Origin of the sequence: Novosphingobium sp. fls2-241-R2A-195 (genome assembly GCF_030209485.1) — a bacterium.
Lineage (GTDB): Bacteria > Pseudomonadota > Alphaproteobacteria > Sphingomonadales > Sphingomonadaceae > Novosphingobium > Novosphingobium resinovorum.
This window is the reverse complement of record NZ_JARVRY010000039.1, coordinates 1-22636: the sequence shown is the minus strand read 5'-3', so window position 1 is coordinate 22636 and position 22636 is coordinate 1. Positions and strand designations below refer to the sequence as shown.

At 64.3% G+C, this 22636-nt stretch carries 18 protein-coding genes and 1 pseudogene; 12 read left to right on the top strand and 7 right to left on the bottom strand.

The window, feature by feature from the left end; all coding sequences use genetic code 11:
• The first annotated feature begins 1 nt into the window (after position 1).
• Positions 2-3103, top strand: a complete 3102-nt coding sequence (locus tag QRN25_RS24870; protein WP_285022083.1) for a glycoside hydrolase family 2 TIM barrel-domain containing protein — start codon at positions 2-4, stop codon at positions 3101-3103.
• Positions 3104-3199: 96 nt separating this feature from the next.
• On the opposite strand, the gene QRN25_RS24865 is transcribed toward QRN25_RS24870, so the two are convergent.
• From QRN25_RS24865 to QRN25_RS24850, 4 genes are all read right to left on the bottom strand, one after another.
• Positions 3200-6124, bottom strand: a complete 2925-nt coding sequence (locus tag QRN25_RS24865) for a TonB-dependent receptor (protein WP_285022082.1) — start codon at positions 6122-6124, stop codon at positions 3200-3202.
• A gap of 147 nt (positions 6125-6271) precedes the next feature.
• Entirely contained in the window at positions 6272-7798 is a 1527-nt protein-coding gene (locus QRN25_RS24860; protein WP_285022080.1) for a glycoside hydrolase family 27 protein, read from the bottom strand.
• Positions 7799-7847: 49 nt separating this feature from the next.
• The gene (locus tag QRN25_RS24855; protein ID WP_211151764.1) at positions 7848-9269 is read right to left on the bottom strand and encodes an amino acid permease; all 1422 of its coding nucleotides are present in this window, start codon (positions 9267-9269) and stop codon (positions 7848-7850) included.
• A 23-nt stretch (positions 9270-9292) separates the two neighbouring features.
• Positions 9293-9949 (bottom strand): GntR family transcriptional regulator, encoded by a 657-nt coding sequence (locus tag QRN25_RS24850; RefSeq protein ID WP_211151763.1) that lies wholly within the window; start codon positions 9947-9949, stop codon positions 9293-9295.
• 308 nt (positions 9950-10257) lie between these two features.
• Between QRN25_RS24850 and QRN25_RS24845 the strand changes: the two genes are divergently transcribed.
• Positions 10258-11478, top strand: a complete 1221-nt coding sequence (locus QRN25_RS24845) for an NAD(P)/FAD-dependent oxidoreductase (protein ID WP_285022079.1) — start codon at positions 10258-10260, stop codon at positions 11476-11478.
• A 12-nt stretch (positions 11479-11490) separates the two neighbouring features.
• A complete protein-coding gene (locus QRN25_RS24840) occupies positions 11491-12678 on the top strand; it encodes a M24 family metallopeptidase (RefSeq protein WP_285022078.1) in 1188 nt (395 codons plus the stop codon).
• 396 nt (positions 12679-13074) lie between these two features.
• Here the strand turns inward: QRN25_RS24840 and QRN25_RS24835 are convergent, their stop codons facing one another.
• A complete protein-coding gene (locus QRN25_RS24835; RefSeq protein WP_285022077.1) occupies positions 13075-13524 on the bottom strand; it encodes a UTRA domain-containing protein in 450 nt (149 codons plus the stop codon).
• Here QRN25_RS24835 and QRN25_RS24830 point away from each other — a divergent pair.
• Positions 13444-14406 (top strand): tyrosine-type recombinase/integrase, encoded by a 963-nt coding sequence (locus QRN25_RS24830; RefSeq protein WP_285022075.1) that lies wholly within the window; start codon positions 13444-13446, stop codon positions 14404-14406. The two genes, QRN25_RS24835 and QRN25_RS24830, sit on opposite strands and share 81 nt — an antisense overlap.
• 56 nt (positions 14407-14462) lie before the next feature.
• On the opposite strand, the gene QRN25_RS24825 is transcribed toward QRN25_RS24830, so the two are convergent.
• Both QRN25_RS24825 and QRN25_RS24820 read right to left on the bottom strand, forming a co-directional pair.
• On the bottom strand, positions 14463-14714 hold the full coding sequence (locus QRN25_RS24825; RefSeq protein ID WP_211151886.1) for a hypothetical protein: 252 nt from the start codon (positions 14712-14714) through the stop codon (positions 14463-14465).
• Positions 14715-14804: 90 nt separating this feature from the next.
• Entirely contained in the window at positions 14805-14987 is a 183-nt protein-coding gene (locus QRN25_RS24820) for a DUF6771 family protein (RefSeq protein ID WP_211151887.1), read from the bottom strand.
• A gap of 458 nt (positions 14988-15445) precedes the next feature.
• Here QRN25_RS24820 and QRN25_RS24815 point away from each other — a divergent pair, with 458 nt between their 5' ends.
• The 8 genes and pseudogenes from QRN25_RS24815 to istA all read left to right on the top strand — a co-directional run bounded on the left by QRN25_RS24815 (position 15446) and on the right by istA (position 22627).
• Positions 15446-16054, top strand: coding sequence for a DedA family protein (locus QRN25_RS24815; RefSeq protein WP_285022071.1), 609 nt, complete (start codon positions 15446-15448; stop codon positions 16052-16054).
• A complete protein-coding gene (locus tag QRN25_RS24810) occupies positions 16047-16574 on the top strand; it encodes an MgtC/SapB family protein (protein ID WP_211151889.1) in 528 nt (175 codons plus the stop codon). The genes QRN25_RS24815 and QRN25_RS24810 overlap by 8 nt, the downstream gene beginning before the upstream one ends.
• Positions 16575-16694: 120 nt before the next feature.
• On the top strand, positions 16695-17909 hold the full coding sequence (locus tag QRN25_RS24805) for a GGDEF domain-containing protein (RefSeq protein ID WP_285022069.1): 1215 nt from the start codon (positions 16695-16697) through the stop codon (positions 17907-17909).
• A gap of 167 nt (positions 17910-18076) precedes the next feature.
• The gene (locus QRN25_RS24800) at positions 18077-19096 is read left to right on the top strand and encodes a MucR family transcriptional regulator (RefSeq protein WP_285022068.1); all 1020 of its coding nucleotides are present in this window, start codon (positions 18077-18079) and stop codon (positions 19094-19096) included.
• A gap of 108 nt (positions 19097-19204) precedes the next feature.
• Entirely contained in the window at positions 19205-19480 is a 276-nt protein-coding gene (locus tag QRN25_RS24795; protein ID WP_285022126.1) for an HU family DNA-binding protein, read from the top strand.
• Positions 19481-19577: 97 nt separating this feature from the next.
• Positions 19578-19808, top strand: coding sequence for a hypothetical protein (locus QRN25_RS24790; RefSeq protein WP_285022067.1), 231 nt, complete (start codon positions 19578-19580; stop codon positions 19806-19808).
• Between the two features lie 178 nt (positions 19809-19986).
• Positions 19987-20944, top strand: a pseudogene (locus QRN25_RS24785) (IS91 family transposase); the annotation flags it as partial.
• A 177-nt stretch (positions 20945-21121) separates the two neighbouring features.
• A complete protein-coding gene (istA, locus tag QRN25_RS24780; RefSeq protein WP_502910497.1) occupies positions 21122-22627 on the top strand; it encodes an IS21 family transposase in 1506 nt (501 codons plus the stop codon).
• Positions 22628-22636 lie beyond the last annotated feature (9 nt).

Below are 22636 nucleotides of genomic sequence, written 5' to 3'. Positions count from 1 at the left end.
CATGCGCTCCGTCCACACCAGCATGGCGGCGCTTGCCGCATGCCTCCTTGCCAGTCCCGCCCTTGCAGACGCACCTGCGGCGGAGTGGGAGCAGCCTGAAATCGTCCGGCAGGGCGCGGAGCCGATGCACACCACCTTCGACGGCTTCGAAAGCCGCGCGGGTGCGCTTTCGCGCGACGTGGGCAGATCGCGCTATCACCTCTCGCTCGACGGGGACTGGAAGTTCCAGCTTTCCGCCACGCCCGAGACCCGCCCGGCGGACTTCTTCCGGCCCGATTTCGATGTGAGCGGATGGGGCACCATGAAAGTCCCCGGCATCCTCCAGGCCGAGGGGCATGGTCGCCCGGTCTTCGTGGGCAGCGGCTATCCGTTCCCGCGCAATCAGCCGAAGATCGAGCATAGCGTCAACGAAGTCGTTTCCTACCGGCGGGACTTCACCGTGCCGCCACACTTCGCCGGGCGACGCCTGCTGCTGACGATCGGCGCGGCGGGCGCGGCGTATTACGTTTGGGTCAACGGGCAGCGGGTGGGCTACTCCGAGGATTCCAAGCTCCCGGCCGAGTTCGACGTCACGGCCTACGCGCATGCGGGCAACAATACCGTGGCGATCGAACTCTACCGCTTCGCTGACGGCAGCTACCTTGAAGATCAGGACTTCTGGCGCGTCAACGGGATCGAGCGCAGCGTCACGCTCTATTCCGCGCCGCCGACGCATATCCGCGATCTCGTCGTCGATGCCGGGCTTGAGAACGGCTACCGCGACGGCAGCCTCAGTGTGAAGGTCGATCTGGGCGGCAAGCCTGCCGCCATGCGCGTGCGCATGGCGGTGCTGGACGGCAAGCGGCAGGTGCTGACGCGCGAAATGGCCGGGCAGGGCACGCTGTCCCTTGCCGCCACGCTGTCCGGCGTGCGGACATGGACGGCGGAAGCGCCCAACCTTTACACGCTGCTGGTCGAACTGCTGGACGGGCAGGGCAGGCTGGTGGAAGCGACCAGCCGCCGCATCGGGTTTCGCACGGTGGAAGTCGCCGGGGGCGAAGTGCGCGTCAACGGCAGGCGCATCATGATCCGCGGCGTCAACCGGCACGAGCACGACCCGCACACTTTCCGCATCGTTTCCGAAGCGACGATGCGCCGCGACATCGAACTGATGAAGGCCGCCAACGTCAACGCCGTGCGCACCAGTCACTATCCCAACGATCCGCGCTGGTACGACCTCGCCGACGAATACGGCCTCTACGTGATGGACGAGGCGAACATCGAAAGCCACGGCTACCTCTCGCTGTCGCAGGAGCATGGCAACGATCCGTCGTACCTCCTCGGCAACGACCCGAAGTGGCGCATCGCCCATCTCGACCGTGTCAGCCGCATGGTGGAGCGGGACCGCAACCATCCCTCGATCATATTCTGGTCGCTCGGCAACGAGACGGGTATCGGCGACAGCTTCGAGGCGGCGGCGAAGTGGGTGAAGGCGAGCGATCCGACCCGCCTTGTCAGCTTCCTCGGCTGGAGCATGAGCAACTGGCGCCACCCGACCAACGCCTACGTCGATATCTTCGCGCCGATGTACGATGACGTGCCCAAGATGCTGGACTACGCCGCCGACCCCGCCTTCGTCCAGCCGCTGATCCTGTGCGAGTACGCGCACGCGATGGGCAACAGCCTTGGCGATCTGGCGGGGTACTGGGCGGCGATGCGCAGCCATCCCAAGCTGCAGGGCGGCTTCGTATGGGACTGGGTGGACCAGACCATGCTGCTGAAGGACGCCGAAGGGCGGGACTACTGGGCGCAAGGAGTGGACTTCGATCCGGACCCCGCCGCGCCCGGCGTCCATGGGGATGACAGTCCGGTCGGCGACGGCGTGATCCGGTCCGACCGCACGCCCGATCCTGAATACTACGAACTGGCGCACGTACAGTCGCCGGTGGCGTTCATGCAGGACGCGGGCGGTTACCGCGTGGTCAATCGTCACGATCATATCGACCTTTCCGGCTTCACGCTGGACTGGGCAGTGACCGAAGACGGCGTGGAGACCGCGCGCGGCACCTTGCCCGTGCCTGCGGTTGCGGCAGGCGGCAGCGCACCGCTTGCGGTCCCTGTCCCGGCGGCGACGGGAGCCTCGGCCGAGCGCCTGTTGACTCTGCGTGCCAGGGCGAAGGCGGGCACGGTGCCGACGCAGCCTGCAGGGCACGTCGTCGGTTGGGAGCAGTTTGTGCTGTCACCGGGCCCCTCGGTGGATGTTCCGGCTGGCGCTGTTGTGCCGCAGGAGGACGACGGTGCTTTGCGCCTCACCGCAGGCGATGCGGTGCTGGAGATCGACCGCGCCACCGGCCTCGTGCGGCGCTACGCAAGGGGCGGCACGGTCCTGCTGACCGGCGGCGCGCCCAACTTCTGGCGCGCGCCGACCGACAACGACGTCGGTGCGGCCGTGCCCAAATCCCATGCGATGTGGCAGCATTTCTCGCGGAACCGCCGGGTGGAATCGGTCACGCGGGACGGCGACGCAATCGTCGTGCGGCATGACATGGGCGTGGGCTCGGTGAAGATGGAGACCCGCTGGACGATGGCGGCGGACGGCACCGTCGGCGTCACCGCGCGGTTCGAACCGGTGCGCGATACGCTGCCCGATCCTCTACGCCTTGGCCTTGCCTTCGAGATGCCGCCGGTGCTCGACACCGTGCGCTGGTACGGGCGCGGGCCTCAGGAGACGTATGCGGACCGCAAGAGCGGCGGCATGATCGCGCGCTGGGGCGGCAGGCTGGCGGACCAGTACCACGGCTATGCCCGCCCGCAGGAGAGCGGCAACAAGACCGACGTGCGCTGGATCGAATTGGCCGGCGGACATACCGGCCTGCGCGTCACGGGCGCGCAGCCGCTTTCGGTCAACGCGCTGGCGTTTCCTTACGCGGACCTCGATCTGAAAGCCCCCGGCAAGGCGCATAGCTCGGACATTCGCCCGCATGGCAACGGCACGCTGCTGATCGATGCCGCGCAGGCCGGGGTCGGCGGCGATACCGGCTGGAGCCTCGATGGCCGTGCGCACATGCCCTACCGCATCGCGTTGCAGCCGGTGACCTGGTCGTTCACCATCGGCAGGCCCTGAACAAAAAAGACCCGCCCGGCTCCTTGGAACCGGGCGGGTCACTCCGCGGGCGACGGCGCTCGATGGGTGAGGGTAGGCCGCCGCCCGTCTTTCGGATCAGAAGTTGACCGTGGCCCCCACGAAGATCGTGCGGCCCAGCGCGTCGTAGACGCCCGGATACGTATTGCCGTTGCCGAACAGCTGGAGCAGCCCGGCCGAGAGTGCCGGCGGATCCTTGTCGAACAGGTTGTTCACGCCCGCGCGCAGGGTGAGCCGCTTGTCGATCGTCTGGGTCAACGACAGGTCGATGTAGTTGTAGGGCTTGATCTTGCTGTTCACGACCGTCTGCGGCGCGCTCAGCAGCGGGTTGTCGGTCAGGCTCGACAGCGTGGTGCCGCCGATGTGGCGCCACGACAGCGAGACCACGGTGTCGCCCGGAGCCATCCAGGTGAACCGCGCGACATGACGCCATTCGGGGGAAGGCTGGCCGCAGGTATAGCCGAACAGGCCCTTGCAGTCGTAGGAACCCAGGCCCGGAACCGGCTGCGACACCTGGTTGATGAGGTAGGTGCCGACCACGCCCACGTTGATGCGTCCGGCATTGCCGATGTCGAACGTGTAGTCGGCGTTGATGTCGATGCCGGAGGTCTTGAGATAGCCGGTGTTCATCGTCGTGGAGACGATGTAGCCCGCGTTCTGGCCGAACAGCGCGCCCGAGCGCGAGTCACGTTTGAACAGCCCGCAGAAATACGGATCGCCGGTTTCCGCGCACTGCCCGATGATGAGCGAAGGCGCGATCGAGCCGATGTAGTCCTTCACCTTGATGTTGTAGTAGTCGATCGACAGCGAGAAATTGCGCAGGAATTTCGGTGTGATGACGACGCCTGCGGTGTAGGTGTCGGCGGTCTCGGGCTTGAGCGCCAGATTGCCGCCACCGAGCGCCGAACAGGTCGCTGCCGGGCATTCGACGATACGGCCGTACTGCGCCGCCGTCACCCCGGTAAGCTGGCAGATTTCCAGCGACGCGCTGGGGTTGGCGCCCGCACAGGGATCCTGCGCCGCGACGTTGCCGACCGACTGGGATGCGAACAGCTCGCCCACGTTGGGCGCACGGATGGCACGGTTATAGCTGGCGCGGATACGCAGATCGTCGATCGGCTGCCAGCTCAGTTCGCCCTTGTAGGTCCAGACATTGTAGCTCGAGCCGTAGCCGGTCGAGTTCTGCTTGTTGTCGTAGGACGAATAGCGCAGGCCGCCGTTGATCGTCAGCGAGCGGAAGAACGGCTTGTCCTCGATCAGCGGCACTTCGATTTCGCCGTAGAACTCGGTCACGCTGATGATGCCGTCGGAATTGACGGTGCCGTTCTGCTGCGCGACTTCGTCGGCGGTGAAGTTCAGCGTCTCGCGGCGGCGCTCGGCGCCCAGCGCAATGGCGACGCCCTTGGTGGCCCAGGGCAGAGTGACGCCCATCTGACCGAGGTCGCCGCTCAGCGTACCGGAGAAGACGCTCAGCGAGTTGCGCGAGGCGGTGTTGCTTTCGCCGAACAGGTAAGCGGCCTGCTCCGCCGTCACGCCGCCGGGCTGGAAGACGTTGACGGGAATGCAGTCGGGATCGGTTCCGTCGATCACCGAGCGGCAGGTTGGCACGCCGTTGACGCTGATCGCGTTGAGGGCGCGACCGGCCTTCACCTGGTTCACGTCGTTGAGGTACGTCTCCTTGTACTTGACCAGCGAGTACATGTAGTTGACGTCGTAGCTGAACCCGATGCCCAGGTCGCCGCGCAGGCCGGCGGTGTAGCGAAAGTCGTTGAAGCGTAAGTTGTCCCGGCGCGGGGCCACATCGGTGCGGTAGGCGACCAGCGCGTCCTCGGTGGTGTTGGTGCCCGCCGCGCTGCCGCAGATCGTCTGGAGCTGGCTGGCGCTGGCATAGGGGTTGTTGCAGGAAATCGGGAACGCGGTCCCCAGCCATATCGCGGAAGGCGCGACTTGCGAGAACGTCTGGTCGTGCATGTACATGAAGCTGCCGTAGAGTTCGGCCGCCTTGCTGAATTCGAAGTGTGCGAAGCCACCAGCGGTGATGCGCTCGTCGGAACGCTGGAAGTAGCTGTCGGGCGCGTAGTTGTAAGCGTAGGAGTTGTCGTAGGGCACCAGCGTGCCGTCGCCATTGCGGTTGTTGACCAGCGTCTGGCCCTGGAAGGCGCTCTTGTCCGACAAAGGAACGAAGGAGCCGAAGGGCGAGTTGCTCGAACCGCCACAGAACAGTTCGGTGCCGTTGTTCTGGTCCTGCAGCGCGCAAGAAGACACGTCGCGGGTGGACTGGCGCACCGGGCTGAAGCTGCGGTAGCCGCCGTAAACGGTGATGTTGCCGCGCCCGTCGGCGAAGTTCTTGCCCGCCGAAACGGTGATATCCTGCTTGCCGCCGTCGATCACCGAACTGGGCGCCAAGTCGTAGCCCTTGGTGCTGAGCAGGCTGCGCATGGCGGAATTGTTGTTGTTATGCTGCGCGAAGCCGGTCTGCATATCGACGCGGACGCCGTCGAGGTTCTTCTTCAGCACGAAGTTGACGACGCCCGAAAGCGCGTCCGAACCATAGACCGCAGAGGCGCCGCCCGACATCACGTCGACGCGCTCGACTAGGCTGCTGGGCAGGAAGCTGAGGTTGACCGCCTGCGAAGGCATCATGCGCTGGCCGTCGATCAATACCAGCACGCGGTTCGATCCAAGGTTGCGCAAGTTGATCTTGGAGGTGCCATCGGAACCGTTGGAGACGTTCTCGTTGGCGTCGGCGGTAAACTGCGGGAGGCGGTTGAGCACCTGCTCCACGGTGGTCGCGCCCTGGTAGCGGAATTCTTCGGAACCGACGATCGTCTGCGGGCTGTTACTTTGCAGGTCGGCGCGCTTGATGCGGGTGCCGGTGACGACGATGTCGTTCGCGGGTGCGGCCTCCGCGCCGTCGGCAGGCAGGTCCTGCGCCTGCGCGGTGCCGGCGACAAGTGCCGCCAGCGCAACCGCGCAATAAAGTTTCCTGTGATGACCCCTCATGAATGTCACTCCCTTGTTGATGCCAGGAGGATGCGTCATCTAGTCGGACAAGTCAAATATAGTATACGAAATATCGTAGATTTGTGACGAGACGTGTGTGCCGCAGGATGCGCCGCGTCGAAAGAGGCTCCCACGCGGCGCCGGGGCTTATTTTCCAGAGAGGACGATTAGCGCCGCGCCGCGCGCCGGGATGGCGTATGCTGTCGCTGGTCGCGGCGAAGTCGCGCCCGACCATGCATCCTGCACTTGCGTGATTTCGCGTAATCCTGCGTCCTGGGCCGTGATGGCGAGCGAGACCGCAGCATCTCCGCGATTGAACAGCGCCAGCGCGACGCGCCCGTCGGCGAGCGGCTTGGCCCAGACCTCGGTCGCACCGTCCTTGCGCACGGCCTTGCCCTGTACGCCCCTGGCGTCCTGATCGATGGCGATGACGCGCCTGTTGGTGAGCATCGCCAGCGTTTCCGGCGAGGTTTCACGCAAGTCATGGCCCATCATCAACGGCGCGGCGGACATCGCCCACAGGGTCATGTGGGTGCGGTATTCGTCTGCGCTCATGCCGCCGTTGCCGACTTCGAGCATGTCCGGGTCGTTCCAGCCGTGCGGGCCGGCCCAGTCCGGATTGCCGTTCTTGTCGAAGCCGATCTTCGCCATCGTGGGGTAGTCGTCGGTGATGTCACCGGTCGTGCGCCACAGCTGGCCACCGACGTCCCGGCCCCAGCGGCCCACGTCGAAACGGCCGTATTCGCACAGGGAGAAGATGAAGTCGCGCCCCGTCGCCTGCAGCGCCGCGCCCATTTCATGGTAGCTGCGCTGGACGGTGTCGGCATCGGCATAGAACCATTCGCCGGAGCACAGATCGTACTTCAGGTAGTCGAAGCCCCATTCCGCATACGTCTTCGCATCCTGCTGGACGTGGCCGTAGCTGCCCTCGTACCCGGCGCAAGTGCGCGGCCCCTGCGAAGAATAGATGCCGATCTTGAGGCCCTTGGAATGGACGTAGTCGGTCAGCGCCTTCATGTCCGGGAACTTGGCGTTGGGCTGGAGCACGCCATTGGGGTCGCGCTTGCCCTGCCAGCCGTCGTCGATGTTGACGTAAGTATAGCCCGCGTCGCGCAGGCCAGTGGAGACCATAGCGTCGGCCATGGCGCGTACGGTCTTGTCGTCGATGTGTTCGGCGAACTTGTTCCAGCTGCTCCAGCCCATCGGCGGCGTGGCGGCGAGCGTTTTGGGGATCGGCGCGCCGAGCGCGGGCAGGGCGGTGAACCTGAAGGCGCGCGCCTTTGCGTCCTTCGCAGTGCCGGGGCGGCCGAAGCCGTCTACCTCGGATTCCCAGATCTGGCCCTTGAGGTGGGCTTTCCCGGCTTCGAGCGTGACGCTCCAGTCGCGGGTGGGATGCTCGCGATCGTTTATGTTGCGGGCAGTGAAGCGCAGCACGCCGTTCTCGACGTGCGGATCCTGCATCTCGACCGGGCCGTACCACTGGGTGGTGACGCTGCCGGTGATCTTCCCGCCCTTCGAGGCCACTTCCATCATCGTGACGCCGGGATTGGGCCCGAGTTTGGGTTGGCCTTCATCGAACAACCAGACGCCGTCATAGGCGCTCTTTGCAAGGGCGGGAGCGGCGGAAAGGCAGGTGCCGACAAGGGCTGCAGCGGCGAACAGGGCGCGCGACATCGCGATCTCCTTTGAAGGGAAGACTGGGAAACGAAAAGGGAAGGGGGCTTCAGGCTCCGGCGGCGGCCGCCTCGCGCCCGGCTTCGCTGCGCAAACGGCCGTAGAGCACGTAGACCACAAGGCCGATGACATTCCACGCACCGAAGCGGATCAGCGTGCTGCTGGGCAGGCTGAACAGCAGGTAGGCGCAGCCCAGGATCGTCAGCGTGCCGACCAGCATCGGCTTGGGACAGCGGAACAGGCGGGGCAGGTCGGGGCGGCGACGGCGCAGGATCATCAGGCAGGCACCCACCGACATGAAGGCGATCAGGGTTCCCGCGTTGGCCAGTTCGGCGATCTCGTCGAGGCGGAAGATCCCCGCGACGACGGCGATCGAAATGCCGGTCATCAGCGTGATGCGCGTGGGAGCGCCGGTGCGCGGACTGACCTTGGCGAGCGCGCGGGGCAGCAGCCCGTCGCGGGCCATGACGAAGAACACCCGGCTCTGCCCGTACATCATGACGAGGATGACCGACGGCAGCGCCAGCACGGCGGCAAGGGCGATCAGATGCGCGGCAACCGGCTGGCCGAGACTGCGCAGCACGAGCGCCAGCGGCTCCGGCGAGTTGGCGAGCTGCTGGAACGGAAGAGCGCCGATCGCGGTGACGGCGACGGCCATGTAGATCAGCGTGCAGACGACCATCGAGCCGACGATGCCGATGGTGAGGTCACGCCCGGGATTCTTGGCTTCCTCGGCGGAAGTGGCGACCGCGTCGAAGCCATAGAAGGCGAAGAAGACGATGGCGGCGGCGGCCATGACACCGCGCTTGTGGCCCTCGATCTCGGTGCTGGCGAAGCCGTAGGGCATGAACGGCTCAAGGTGGCCGGACTGGAACGCGGGCAGCGCCATGATGACGAACACAGACAGTGCGGCCAGCTTGATGATGACGAGGACGATGTTGAGCGTCGCGCTTTCACGGGTTCCCGCGATCAGCATGCCCATCACGCCCAGCGCCACGAGCACGGCGGGCAGGTTGACGATGCCGCCGCCGTGCGGCCCCACCAGCAGCATGTGCGGCAGGTGTATCCCGGCGGATTCTATCCAGCCGACCAGATAGCCCGACCAGCCCACCGCGACCGTCGAGCAGGCGAGCGAGTATTCGAGGATCAGGCTCCAGCCCACGATCCAGGCGATCGTCTCGCCCATCGCGGCGTAGCTGAAGGTATAGGCGCTGCCCGCTGCCGGGATCATGGTCGCCATTTCGGCATAGGCCAGCGCAGCGCAGGCGCAGACAGCCCCCGCGATTGCGAAGGCGAGGATCACTGCCGGGCCGGCACGCTCGGCACCGACGCCGGTGAGGGTGTAGATGCCCGTGCCGACGATCGCGCCGACGCCCAGTGCGATCAGGTGCGGCCAGCTCAGGGTTTTGGCCAGGGAATGCCCGGATTCGCGTTGCGACAGTCTTTCGATGGATTTTCGCGGTCCGAGCATAAGGTCCCCTGAAGTTTTATGTTTCAGCCGGTCTGGCTGGCTGTGAAATGGGCGCGCAAATCGTCCAGAGTGCTGGCAATGTGCGCGGTAAGCAGGTCTTTCACCGTGTTCGCGTCTCCGGCGAGCCAGGTGTCGAGCAGTTCGCTGTGTTCGTTGTGCGCGCGGTCGCCGCGCCCGGCGGGCTCCAGGTGCGCAATGACATAGCGCTCGGCCAGCACTTCAAGGCGCTCGACCAGTTGGGTGGTGAGCAGGCGCTTGCCCGGGCGCACCAGCGAGACGTGGAATTCGCGGTTACGCACAGCGACTTCGGCGCGATCCCCCTTGGCGGCGGCATCGAGGATATCGAAGGCGCGGCGGGCGGCTTCCTTGTCGCTCTCGTCCGCGCGGGCGCAGGCATAAGCGGCGGCAGCGGGTTCGGTGGCGAGGCGCAGGAGGTAGATTTCCTCGGCCTGATCCTGTGACATCGGGCGCACGAACCAGCCGCGATTGGCTTGGCTGGTCAGCAGCCCTTCGTGTTCCAGGCGGGCCAGCGCCTCGCGCAGCGGGATCTTGCTGACACCCAGTTCGGCGGCGAGGGCATCCTGGCGCACCGGCTCCATGACGGGGAGCTTGCCCTCTACGATTCTCTCCCGGATCACGTCGAAAATGCGTTCGGCAAGCGTGCGGACGACGATAGTCATCTGTGGATCTCCATACGGTTCTCGGCGCGGCGATGGCGCCGGAGCAAATTACCGTATACCGTAGATGATTGGCGATCTGCCTGCAATCGCTCCGCTTGTACTCTGACCGCGTGATGGTCCGGCAGGTTCCGCCCGAGGTCCACCATCCCCGCACACAAGGGTACCATAAAGGCACTCAGGAGTGCCATGGCGGCAGGTGGATAGACAGCTGGGCGAAGCATCTTGCGCATCGAGCCTTGTACGAAAGGATGGCGATTGATATATGGTATACGATATAGTCCGACAAATGCAATGGAGTTTTCGTGGGGGTGATCGGTATTGTCGGCGGCGGGGTCGTCGGGTTGTGTGCAGGGCTGGACCTGCTTGAAGCCGGACATAGCGTCGCCCTCATCGATGACGACGTGCGGGGGCACGCGGCATCATGGGGCAATGCCGGTCATATCGCCGTGGAGCAGGTCGAGCCGCTGGCGTCGATGGACATGGTGCGTACCTTGCCAAGCCGTCTGTTCATGCGCGGCGGCCCGCTGGCCTTTCCGCCCGGCGCGATGGCGCAGTGGGTGCCGTTCGGATTGAGCCTGCTGGCCGCGGCACGGCCTTCGCGTTTTCGCGCTGGTTGCGAGGCTATGCGGCCGCTGATGGCCGAGGCGCTGCCGGCCTGGGCGGGGCGGGTCGAGCGGATCGGCGTGCCGGAGTTGCTGCATACGCAGGGCCATTTCATACTGTGGCACGGCGACGAGGCCGCACGGACAGGACAGGCCGCCTGGGACGCCGCCGAAACGGGCACCGCGCAAGTCCATCCCGCTACGTCCGATGAGATCGCGCGGCTTTCCGCCCTGTGCCGAGAGCCGATCGCGGGAGCCGTGCGCTTTTCGGGCACTGCGCAGATATCCGACCTCGGCGATCTGCGAGCAGTGCTGCGCTGCGCTTTCGTCGAGGGCGGGGGTACGTTGATGGAGGCGAAAGCCGAAGTCGCGCTCATCGATGGTCGCGCGCGGATTGCCGGGCTCGATGCGGACCGGGTGCTGGTCTGCGCGGGCGTCCGATCGCGCGCGATCATGGAGGGGCTCGGCCATGTCGTCCCGATGATCGCCGAACGCGGTTATCACATCCGCGCGCAAGTGCGCGAAAGCGACTGGCCCGCAGACCTGCCTCCGCTGGTGTTCGAGGACCGCGCGATGATCGTCACCCGTTACCGCGACACGTTGCAGGCCGCCAGCTTCGTGGAACTGGGCCATCCCGACACGCCCGCCGACCCGCGCAAATGGGAGCGGCTGGAACGGCACGTCGCGCAGCTCGGCCTGCCTGTTTCGGGGCCGTTCACGCGCTGGATGGGGTGCCGCCCGACGCTGCCGGACTACCTTCCGGCGATCGGTCGCTCGACGAAGGCGAATAACCTCTTCTATGCCTTCGGGCATCAGCACCTCGGCCTCACGCTGGCGCCGATAACCGCGCGGCTGGTCGCCGCGATGATCGGCGGTACGCCGCCCGTCATACCGCTGGCGCCGTTCGACATCGCACGTTTTGCATAAGGAATTGACGACATGATCGGTGGATCGACCGCAGAAACCGAACTCGCCCGGCTCTCCCCCTGGGACGACCGCGCTCCCGCCATCGCCCCGGCCGAGCGCGAAGCCCGGATGGAGCGCGCCCGCGAACTGACCGAAAAGCTCGGCGCCGATGCGCTGCTGGTCGATGCGGGTGCATCGTTGCGCTACTTCACGGGCCTTCCCTGGGGCCAGACCGAGCGCCTGGTTTCGATGCTGCTCGCGCCCGGCCGCACGCCGATCATGATCTGTCCGCACTTCGAGATCGGCACGCTGGAGGCCGATCTGGCGGTGCCCGTCGAGATCAGGTCATGGCAGGAGGACGAGGACCCGGTGGCACTGGTGATCGATGCCCTTAGCGAGATCGGTGCGAAGACGCTGGCGATCGACCCCGAACTGCCGTTCCACTTCGCCGAGCGCATCCGCGCCGCCGGGACCGCGCGGTTGATCGACGCCATGCCGGTGGTCAAGCAGTGCCGCATGGTCAAGTCCGCCGCAGAACTGGCGCTGATGCAACAGGCGAAGTCGATGACGCTGATGGTCCAGCATGCCGCCGCGCGCATCCTGCGGCCCGGCATCCGCCAGAGCGAGGTCGTCCGCTTCATCGATGCCGCGCATCGCCGGCTGGGCGCGAGCGGATCGAGTTTCTGCATCGTCCAGTTCGGGGAGGCGACGGCCTATCCCCATGGCCTGCCCGGCGATCGCGCGCTGCAGGAAGGACAACTCGTCCTCGTCGATACCGGCTGCACCGTCGAGGGCTACCATTCGGACATCACCCGTACTTATGCTTTCGGTGCAGTGTCGGGGGACATCCAAGATATCTGGGCGATCGAAAAGGAGGCGCAGCAGGCCGCCTTTGATGCGGTCCGCCCTGGCGAGCCGTGCGAAAGCGTCGACCATGCCGCGCGCGCCGTGCTGGCGAAAGCCGGTCTTGGCCCTGACTACGCCTTGCCCGGACTCCCACACCGCACGGGTCACGGCATAGGGCTGTCGATCCACGAGCCGGCGTATTTTGTACGCGGGGACCGAACATTGCTGGAGCCGGGTATGTGCTTCTCCAACGAACCGATGATCGTCGTCCCCGGTCGTTTCGGGGTGAGGCTGGAAGATCACATGTACGTGGCGGACGGTGGCGCCCGCTGGTTTACCGAGCCGCAAGCCAGGATTGATAAACTCGCGCTCTGACACGGGCCATCCAGCGATGTGCGCCCTGCCGGAATGGCCATCCGGCAAGTCCGAAACGAACTTGCCGGTAGATGAGAAGCGGCGCACTTAGCGGCCCGCTTGTCGATCAGCGTAGTCGCGGTCTGATCGTTCTGCTCAGAATGCTTCGGTGATCGGCGTGGCGGTCACGGTAAGGAAGCACTTGCAGGAGCATATCGCGCAATCGGCTCGCATGATGGCGACCGTCGTTATGTCCGCAACGGGGCGTTGCTTGACTGGCAGCTTTTCTCGCGTCAAGTGACCGAGTCTAACCTGAACGAATGGCGGCTTCCGAGAAGCTGAAATCTGCCGTCGAATGGCGACAAGGGGCGCGTTGCTGCCCTCTGATTCAACTGAGCACCGACCGAGAACAGCACATCAACCGCTTATATTATCCGGCTGCTGGCGGGTAAGGCGAACGGTATAAGCAAAGCGATCTGCGGGGTGCAGTGAGACAGACACTTCTGCAAGGTCATGCGCAGTAAAGTAGTATTTCCGCACTATCTCGAGCGCATAGCTTCCTTCCTTGGCTCGAAGCTCCTCCGCTTGATGCTCCGGCACACCTGATGCAGCCAGCACTTGCTCGATATCGTTGATTGCCCGGCCTGCAGACTGCTCCACCAACTCCGAGATGGCATTTGGGTGATCCGGTAGGTGCTCCCTGACGTAGGCTGCATGCCGTTCTGGAACATATACATCGGTCCAGCAAATCGGGAGAGCGTCAGGTGTCTCGGGATCGAACCTGACATGCGAAATCTTCAGCCATTTGGAGCCCGGGCGCAGCCCCAGCTTATTGGCAAGAACAAGGCGTCGATCGCGCGGCTGCACCAGCTGCTTGGCCTCATCGATCCCACAACGGCTCCGCTGGTCAAGCTGACGCTGGCGGCGATCCGCAAGGAGAAGGGGGTGGCCCAGCGCCAGGCGGCGCCGCTGCGATTCAAGGGACCTATCTCGGACATCGAACGCGACCTGGCAAGGGGTCTCAATCTTCGTGCGCTGCTGGAAAGCTGCGATGTGGACCTCGTGGGTCTGCGCGATCGCGCCCTCCTCAGTCTGGCCTACGACACAGGGCTCAGGGCCAGCGAACTGGTCGCCGTCGAAGTCGGGCACATCCTCCCGGCCATCGACGCCGATGCGCGGCTGCTTGCGATCCCGCGCAGCAAGAGCGATAGCGAAGGGGAAGGGGCTACCGCTTTCCTCAGCCCTCGCACCGTGCGTGCGGTGAAAGCGTGGTTGGACGCGGCCGAGATCAGCGAGGGCGCACTGTTCCGGCGGGTCTTCGTGCGCCGTTACAAGGCGAGGGCCCGCGTACCCGGCCGAGACCTGACGACGCTGTCCGGGCGCGAGGCGTATGATTGGCGCAAGGCCTTGCCCAAGCCTGCCGTGGCGGCGCGTACGGAATACAGTATCGGCGATACCGCGCTTCACCCCGGCTCGATTGGGCCGATCTGGCGCGCGATCATCCGGCGAGCATTTGAGAAGGGGGCCTTGCCTGATCTGACCCGCGACGATCTTGAGCACTGGCTGAAGCGCATCAGCGGGCACTCCACGCGGGTTGGCCTCAATCAGGACCTTTTCGCGAGTGGTGAGGATTTCGCAGGCATCATGGACGCGCTGCGCTGGAAGAGCCCGCGCATGCCCCTTGCTTACAATCGCAACCTCGCTGCTGAAAATGGCGCGGCCGGACGGCTGATGAAGAAGCTGGGCTGAGCGCTTAGCAAGCCATAAGGCCCCCGGCGCCCCTTCAGAGAGCGCCGAGCCTTGCGTCAGGCCTGGGTCCGCGTGGGTTCGACAATACCGCTAGGCCGTGCGCGCGGCAGCTTTTCCGCCTTCTGGCCGTCGGCATGTTTCTTGGCGGCGTACGCGCCTGCGGCCGCGGCGATCAGCGTGAGCGGACTGAGCCGACGTAGCAGGATCGGCGCTGCGGCACCCAGAAGTGCACCGCCCGTTCCATTGAGGCCTCGCACGTGCTTCGACGCCTGGGTTCCGGCGATCGCTCCGATAATCTTGCCAATCATGCGATTGTCTCCTTCGCCAGGATCAAAGGCAGACGTCCGAAATTGTTCCTGATATTTGGGCTCGCCGATCGCGCAAGGCGAGCCCAGGGTTCAGGCGGAGGGGCCGCCCGGCGTTGCTTCTTTCGCGTCCTGAAGGGCTGCGGCGATCATCGCCGCGAGTGTCTCCTCGGCGCGGGCGCGAAGGGAGTCATCCTTGGATTCGAGATCGTGGCGAACCCACTGCGGCGCGCGCTCGATCACGGCAAGGATGGTGGAAGTCAGCAAGGTCGTCATCGCCTGCCTATGAACGCGCGGCGCGGGATGTGTCCAGCTTGTAGAAGCTCGCGGCTTTTCGCCGCCCAAAAATCGGAAAGCACTGCCGGGCGACGATCAATAGCGCAGCTACGCTTTACCGCTAATCAGAGCCGGCGAGCGCCAAGGCACATTCAGGGGAGGGGTGTGGATAACTTGGAGTATAACCAGCGCAAAATGGGTGGGGAATTGGCGGATACGCGGGGGGTTGCTCGATGTTCATCGGTGTTGGGTTTTGCTGCGACACCCAAGTCTCCGGCATGACCATCTTTGCGTGAACGGCACGGACGATCTGAACGCCGAAAAGGCTTCGAAAGAGCACGAGCGCCCATGTCCTCGGGAACGGGGTGGCGCGAAGCCTGTTTGAGAGGAGACGCATGCGGGCCTGACGGGCAAGCGGCGACGCGTGTGAAGTTGTTCAGGCCCTGGGGGCAGCGCAAATGACCGAATGGATCACCGGCATTGTCGAGAAGCTGGGGTACTGGGCCATAGCCCTGCTCATGCTGCTCGAGAATGTCTTTCCCCCGATACCCTCCGAGGTCATCATGCCGCTCGCTGGCTATACGGCGGCCGATGGCGGTCTCAACCTCGCGCTTGTCATTCTTTCCGGCACGCTTGGGACGGTTGAGGGCGCCGCCTTCTGGTGGTGGTTGGCAGGCAAGTACGGTGAGCGGAGACTGAAGGCCCTCGCGGATCGCCACGGCCGCTGGCTGACGTTGTCAGCCGATGAAATAGATCGCATCGATGACTGGTTCGATCGCCATGGCTCCTGGGCTATTCCTCTCGCGCATGTCGTGCCGGGGCTACGTACGTTGATCTCGATCCCGGCTGGCATGTTCGGCACCCGCTTCGCCCGGTTCATCGTCCTGACCACATCGGGATCGGCGGTCTGGAACAGTCTTCTGGCTGGAGCGGGATACCTTCTGGGGAAGCAGTTCTCAGCGGTTGATCGGTACCTAGGGCCTGCGGGCCTCGGGATCATGGGGGCAGTCCTGCTGTACTACATCTACCGCGTCATCACCTTCAGGCCGAGCACGAAAAATGCTTGAGGACGACATCTCCACCACCCTCATGAGGCTTGGGCTTGCGACGATTCTGGGCCTCGCTCTGGGCTTCGAACGCGAGCGCCGGGGCCACGATGCGGGCTTACGCACGCATGGACTTGTCGCGCTGAGCTCGGGAATGCTGACCTTGTCGGCGCTGGAACTCGTGGAACACCATCCAGAAGGCGACCCTGTTCGCGTCATACAGGGGCTCGCCCAGGCCATCGGCTTTATTGCCGGCGGGCTCATTTTTGTGCGCGGCGGAGATGTGCGCAATATGACCACGGCGGCAAGCTTGTGGATGGCGGCCGCTGTGGGCATCACTGCCGGGGCTGGGCAGTATATTCTCGTGCTGGCCGGTACCGCGCTCGCTCTTCTGCTGCTCGTCGCCGCGTCCCTCGTCGAACGGTGCCTTCCGCAGGAGGACGAAACCCCGGATAACCCGAAACCCACGCAAATGCCGAACCGGCGCGGCGCAGTTGTTCCGCCTACTCCTTCCGATCAGCCGCAGGAAAACGACGATTAGGCTTAGACGGAAGGCCTCAAAGACCTTGGAGAGCCCGAGCGTAATGCGGCTGCTCAAGCGATACACACAGCCTGCCTCATTCTGGTCAAATCGTTAATTCTGGATCTGTATGATCGTCTGATGGAGAGACGGACCCCATCCCCCCGCGCGCGATCCCAAGCCACCGTTTTTGCAAGGGCGGCCGATCAGTTGCTGCCGGAGGCCGTCTATCGCGATCTCGTGGCACCTCTTTTTGCCATGGCAACGCCCATACTGGGATTTGGCATTCTCTACGCGGTCGTTGGAATACTGGTCTTCGTCAGTTGGCACAGCCGAGCAGTCCTCGCGCTGGTTGTGTGCTCCAGCATTGTCACCGCCATCCGCCTTCTGATCATTCGCGGGTATCACAGGGCAGGGGGAATGACCCAGGAGGTGTCTGCGCTTCGACGATGGGAGAAGCGCTACACGTGGGCAACATGTGCCTGTGCCGGCCTGATCGCGAGCCTCAATCTGGTGGCGCTCGGAGCGCCTCATCCACTCGTCCATCTGGCCACCGTCAGCCTGATCTTCACCTTTGGCGCCGGGATCGTATCGCGCAATGCGGGCCGACCCCGGCTCTGTCTGCTTGGCCAGACGATCACAGTTGTTCCAGTCTCGCTGGGAATGCTCGTGCATGCGACGCGGATCGGTGCTTCTACCGTCACCGGGCAGTTCTTCATACTTGAGGCCATTCTGCTTCTCGTCGTGGCCGCGATGAGCATCGAATCCGTCCGACATCTTTATCAATCGGCGCTCGAGCATCTGACGACCAAGCATGACCTTGGAAACCTGGCGCGATACGATCCACTCACCGGCCTCGCCAATCGGTTGCTGGTGCGCGAATGCTTTCTGAGACAGGCGCAATCGTGCCGGGTCGATCGCCAGATCGCCATTCACTATCTCGATCTGGACGGGTTCAAGGCGGTCAATGACCAGTTCGGCCATCCCATCGGAGACAGGCTGCTGGTCCAGGTCGCCGGGCGATTGGCGGCTACGGTAAGAGGTGATGATGTCGTCGGCCGACTGGGCGGCGATGAATTTGTCGTGCTTCAGCCTGACGTTCTTCATGCGGACCAGGCGGAGCTTCTTGCGCGCCGGATTATCCGCCAACTCTCCGACAGCTACCACATCGACGATACGGAGATGCAGATTTCCGCCAGCGTCGGGATTTCACTTGCGCCGGTTCATGGTCTCGACCTCGACAGGCTTCTGCAATGTGCCGATGCCGCGCTGTACCGTTCCAAGAGGAAGGGCAAAGCGCAGGTGCATTTCTGCGATGACCCGGTGCCGGGCGACCGGGGAAGGGTGGTTGCGTAGGCCCTCGGATTGAGCGACAGACCTTGGATCCCCCCATCAAGACGTTCCGTCCGCCAAATTCAGGATTCTTGGGCACATTCTGACTTGCAAGATGTTAGTCCGAGCATGACAAGCATGCGGTCGCAAATTGTCGATCCTGATAGGCAGTCTTTGGAGCAGCATCTGTAATGGCCGAACCTGAAAATCCCGCCGATGTCACGGCATTGACGGTGCAGTTGCTGAGCGCATACCTCACCAATAATACCGTTGCTTCGGAGAACCTCGCCGATCTCATCCGCACAACGAGGGAGGCGTTGGCGCAGGATGCCGCTGCTTCAGCGCCAGCTGAGGAGCCTGAGGTGCACACGCCAGCCGTGTCGGTGCGAAAGAGTATATCGTCTCCTGAGTATCTCATCAGCCTCATCGACGGGAAGCGCTACAAGACGCTCAAGCGCCACTTGGCTGCAAATGGATTGACCCCGGAGACCTACCGCGAGCGGTACAAACTGCCGGCGAACTATCCCATGGTCGCCCCGGACTTCGCGGCCAAGCGCCGCGCCATTGCGGAGCAGATTGGTCTCGGCAATCGCCCGAAAACCGCCAGCGCCGTAGGCAATGCGGAGCCCGTTGCAGCGCCCCTGGCCGGGGCAAGCACTGAGCCTGCTGCCGAGAGCAAGCCATCGGCTGCGGAGATCCCTGCGGTCAAACCGCCAATCGCCAGGAAAGGGGCCCCGAAATCCCCAGAACCCGCAGGCAAGGCGAAGCGGAAGGCCGCTACCAAGCCAGTCAAAGCTAAAGATAATACGCCAGTTGCTGCGGCCGCCGAGGATGACAAGGTTGCTTCGGCCGAGCCAGTCGCGCCCAAGGCGAAAGGCAAGCCTAAGGGCAGTCAGACGTCCGCATCGGAAGGCGCGGCCGATCCCCGAAAGAAGCGTGCGGCGAAGAAGGACGCAGCGGCTGACGTCGCGCCGACTCCAATTGCCGAAGCAATTCCGGCGGGCGCGCCGGCACCCGCACCGACACCGGTTCGCAAGCCGCGCGGCAAGTTGGGGCTATTCGGCAAAGGACTGGCGACGCCGGGTGACGGTGATCCTGCAGCTGAGGGACAAATACCCTCTGAACCCGTGCAGACCGCTAATCCGGCCAAGGCACCGAGGGCCAAGCGGATGGCACGCGCGCCGAAAGCGACCCCGAACAACGCTGGCTGAGTTTGCGGCCCGCCCTCTCAATAATGGCCGGGCGCGCAGCGTTCGGACGTGATGGATCTGGCGGACGGCTCTAAGGGCCGCCGCCCATTAAAAGAAGAAGGAACTGCTATGAACAACAATGATCTGGCCGAGGCGATCGCCACCGATGCCGGGCTTACCAAGGCGGAGGCGCGCAAGGTCGTCGACACAGTGTTTGATGCGATCGCCGATGCGGCGGCCAAGGGCGAGGAGATTTCGCTCAATGGCTTCGGCAAGTTCAAGGTCAAGGACACACCTGAGCGCGAAGGCCGCAATCCGGCCACCGGCGAAGCGATGACGATCAAGGCCGCCCGCAAGCTGAGCTTCACCCCTGCCAAGGGCATCAAAGACAAGCTTAACGGCTGAATATTGGAAAGGCGGCGCCCCCAGCGAGGCGTCGCCTTTTGCCCGAGCTACCTGACGCTGCGCTTGCCTTGCAGTCGGTGGCGGTTAAGTGGATGCAATGACTGCATCGGACCTCGAACAGCTTTTGATTGCCCGGCTCATTCGGGAAAGCGGTGGCACATCGCAAACATGGCGGCGAGCTCTCGGCAAAATCATCGTTCGCGACGCAAAAACCTATACTCATTGCAATTGGGATGTCAGGCCCAGCGGGACAGATAGGCAGCGTTCCGCCATCGAGCGACTTCTCGACGACGTACGCCTTGAACACTCAATCGTCGTTGCCAGCTGAGAGTAGGGCGCACGGGAATGGCCGGGGCTGGGACTTGTACGAACCCGCTGCGCGGGATTGGCCTATGACCTTGATGTCGTGCGGGCCACGCCTGCGATGCGCCTGACTTGAGCGCAGGCGAGCGCAGGCAGACTCTATCGGCTCCCCTCGACCTCAGGCATCGCCAGACGGCTGAGGCGTGCGCACCGACCATGAGGTCGCCGACATCTTCCGCGCTGCTGGGCCGGCCTATCGGGCGGCCCACATCGGCCATCTGAGCCTGACACAGCTCAAGGTGATGACCGCGATCGAGAACTGCCGCACCGCTGCCTTGGGCGGTCATGTCGAGACCTGCGAGGACTGCGGGCACTGGCGCATCGCCTACAACAGTTGCCGCAACCGGCACTGCCCCAAGTGCCAGGGTGCGGCAGCGCGCACCTGGCTGGCGGAACGCGAGGCCGATCTGCTGCCAGTGGGCTACTTCCACGTCGTCTTCACGCTACCAGCGCAGATCGCCGAGATCGCCTTCCACAACAAGGCGCTGCTCTACGACCTGCTGTTCCGCATTGCGTCCGAAACCATGTTGACGATCGCGGCCGATCCCAAACATCTCGGCGCGCGCATCGGCATCACCGCGGTGTTGCACACGTGGGGTTCGTCCATGACGCACCACCCGCATGTTCACATGGTTGCCGGGTGGAGGCCTGGCCTCAGACGGGACGCGCTGGATATCCTCGCGTCCCGCCTTCCTTCTGCCAGTTCGGGTTCTGGGCAAGCTGTTCCGCCGGCTGTTCCTTACCCGGCTGACCCAGCTCCACGACAGCGGCAAGCTGGCCTTCTTCGGAACGCTCCTGCCGCTGAGCGATCGCCGGGCGTTCCAGCGTCATATCGCTCCGGTCCGCAAGAAGCGCTGGGTGGTCTACGCCAAGCCGCCGTTCGCAGGACCCGAGGCCGTCTTGGCCTATCTGTCGCGCTATACGCACCGGGTTGCCATATCGAACCGGCGGATACTGGCCTTCGATGGCGCCAACGTCACCTTGCGCTACAAGGATTACCGCCGCGATGGAGCCGATCGCCAGCGCGTCATGGCCCTCCCGGTCGACGAGTTCATCCGGCGCTTCCTGACCCATGTCCTACCGCGCGGCTTCCACCGTGTCGCGCGGCGATCTGGATGAGAAAGCGCGACAATCAAGATGAGAATCCGGTGTGTCGGGATCGGCGTAGGGCGTAGCCCGTAGCCGGTCCCGACACACCGGAGGCACTCTTTGCCGGGTGCCTGTGATGGTCGTGGTGGCCGCTATGCATCGGGTTTTCCGGGGAGGAGGACTGGACGTGTGGCCGGCCGACACATCAACGATCATCAAGTGAGGCTTTTCATGACCAACAGACGTTATGACCCCGTCGCGCTGGCGGCGGCGAAGGCCGGGTTCAGTCCGGCGACGGGCTATCGGGTTCTGCAGGACACCCAGCTGCCATCGCAGCGGCAAACACCGCGCAGCCGGCGCCGACCCGATCCGCTTGCCGGTATTTTCGATGAAGTTGTCGTGCCGATGTTAGAGGCTGCCCCGGGCCTTCGGCCCATAGCGATCTTCGAGGAGCTGCGGCGCCGATATCCCAAGACGGAGTTCGGCTCCCGGCGAACCCTGGAGAGGTGCATTCGCGACTGGCGCGCCATGAACGGGCAAGATCGCGAAGTCATTTTCCGGCAAGTGCATGAGGCCGGGCGGCTCGGCCTGTCCGATTTCACGTGCATGGACGATCTGGGAGTTTCCATCGCCGGACAGCCCCTGGACCATCTGCTCTATCACTTCCGGCTTCCTTGTGGCGGCTTCGAACACGGGCACATCATCCTGGGCGGCGAGAGCTTCGTCGCCTTGGCCGAAGGGCTGCAGAACGCGCTCTGGTCCGCAGGTGGTGCGCCGAAGCTTCATCGTACCGACAGCCTCTCGGCCGCCTTCCGCAATCTGGACGCTGATGCCAGGATCGACCTGACCAAGCGTTATGACGCGCTCTGTGACCATTATGGAATGGAGCCCACGAGGAACAACCGGGGCGTTGCCCATGAGAACGGCGCGATCGAGAGTGCCCATGGCCATATCAAGGCTGCCATAAGGGATGCGCTGCTGCTGCGCGGGAGCGCCGACTTCTCCGACCTTGCCGACTATCGCCGCTTCATCGACGAGGTCGTAAATGCGCGCAACCGGCGGCACGGCCCCGGGATCGATGCCGAACGCAAGTTCCTGCGGCCGCTGCCGGACGTGCGCACCACCGATTACGAGGAGATCCTCGTGACGGTCACATCCTCGGGCGGCTTCACGTTGCACAAGGTGTTCTACACGGTCCCATCCCGCCTGATCGGGCACCGTTTGCGGGCTCGCCTGTATGATGACCGCCTCGACCTCTTCATCGGCGGCACGAGACTCATGACCCTGCCGCGCGGACGCGCAGGCATGAACGGGAAGCACGGCCACGTTGTCGATTACCGTCACGTGATCCATTCTCTGCGCCGTAAGCCCATGGCACTGCTAGGGCTGGTCTATCGCGATAGCCTGTTCCCGCGAGAGGCCTATCGCCTGATGTTCGACCACCTGCTGGAAGTTCAGGGCGAGCGGGAAGCCTGCCGCACCACCGTCGAACTTCTGGCCATGGCTCACGAGCGTGCATGCGAAGCTGAACTCGCGGGGCTCCTGACCGAGGACCTGGCGGCGCGCCGAACGCCCTGCCTGACAACCTTGCGGGCCCGGTTCTGTCCGGACCCTGCCGATCTGCCCGAAGTCGTGGTCGAACTGGTGCAGCTCTCGATCTACGACGGACTTATCGAACAGGGAGAAGCCGCATGAACGCAACTC

Excerpts from the sequence above, each read along its gene's own strand:
- QRN25_RS24800 (WP_285022068.1), top strand. The coding sequence starts at position 18,077 with ATGGCCGAACCTGAAAATCCCGCCGATGTCACGGCATTGACGGTGCAG.
- QRN25_RS24795 (WP_285022126.1), top strand. The coding sequence starts at position 19,205 with ATGAACAACAATGATCTGGCCGAGGCGATCGCCACCGATGCCGGGCTT.
- QRN25_RS24860 (WP_285022080.1), bottom strand. The coding sequence starts at position 7,798 with ATGTCGCGCGCCCTGTTCGCCGCTGCAGCCCTTGTCGGCACCTGCCTT.
- QRN25_RS24805 (WP_285022069.1), top strand. The coding sequence starts at position 16,695 with ATGGAGAGACGGACCCCATCCCCCCGCGCGCGATCCCAAGCCACCGTT.
- QRN25_RS24825 (WP_211151886.1), bottom strand. The coding sequence starts at position 14,714 with ATGATTGGCAAGATTATCGGAGCGATCGCCGGAACCCAGGCGTCGAAG.
- QRN25_RS24840 (WP_285022078.1), top strand. The coding sequence starts at position 11,491 with ATGATCGGTGGATCGACCGCAGAAACCGAACTCGCCCGGCTCTCCCCC.
- QRN25_RS24865 (WP_285022082.1), bottom strand. The coding sequence starts at position 6,124 with ATGAGGGGTCATCACAGGAAACTTTATTGCGCGGTTGCGCTGGCGGCA.
- QRN25_RS24850 (WP_211151763.1), bottom strand. The coding sequence starts at position 9,949 with ATGACTATCGTCGTCCGCACGCTTGCCGAACGCATTTTCGACGTGATC.
- QRN25_RS24870 (WP_285022083.1), top strand. The coding sequence starts at position 2 with ATGCGCTCCGTCCACACCAGCATGGCGGCGCTTGCCGCATGCCTCCTT.
- QRN25_RS24830 (WP_285022075.1), top strand. The coding sequence starts at position 13,444 with ATGCGAAATCTTCAGCCATTTGGAGCCCGGGCGCAGCCCCAGCTTATT.
- QRN25_RS24855 (WP_211151764.1), bottom strand. The coding sequence starts at position 9,269 with ATGCTCGGACCGCGAAAATCCATCGAAAGACTGTCGCAACGCGAATCC.
- QRN25_RS24820 (WP_211151887.1), bottom strand. The coding sequence starts at position 14,987 with ATGACGACCTTGCTGACTTCCACCATCCTTGCCGTGATCGAGCGCGCG.
- QRN25_RS24815 (WP_285022071.1), top strand. The coding sequence starts at position 15,446 with ATGACCGAATGGATCACCGGCATTGTCGAGAAGCTGGGGTACTGGGCC.
- QRN25_RS24810 (WP_211151889.1), top strand. The coding sequence starts at position 16,047 with ATGCTTGAGGACGACATCTCCACCACCCTCATGAGGCTTGGGCTTGCG.
- QRN25_RS24790 (WP_285022067.1), top strand. The coding sequence starts at position 19,578 with ATGACTGCATCGGACCTCGAACAGCTTTTGATTGCCCGGCTCATTCGG.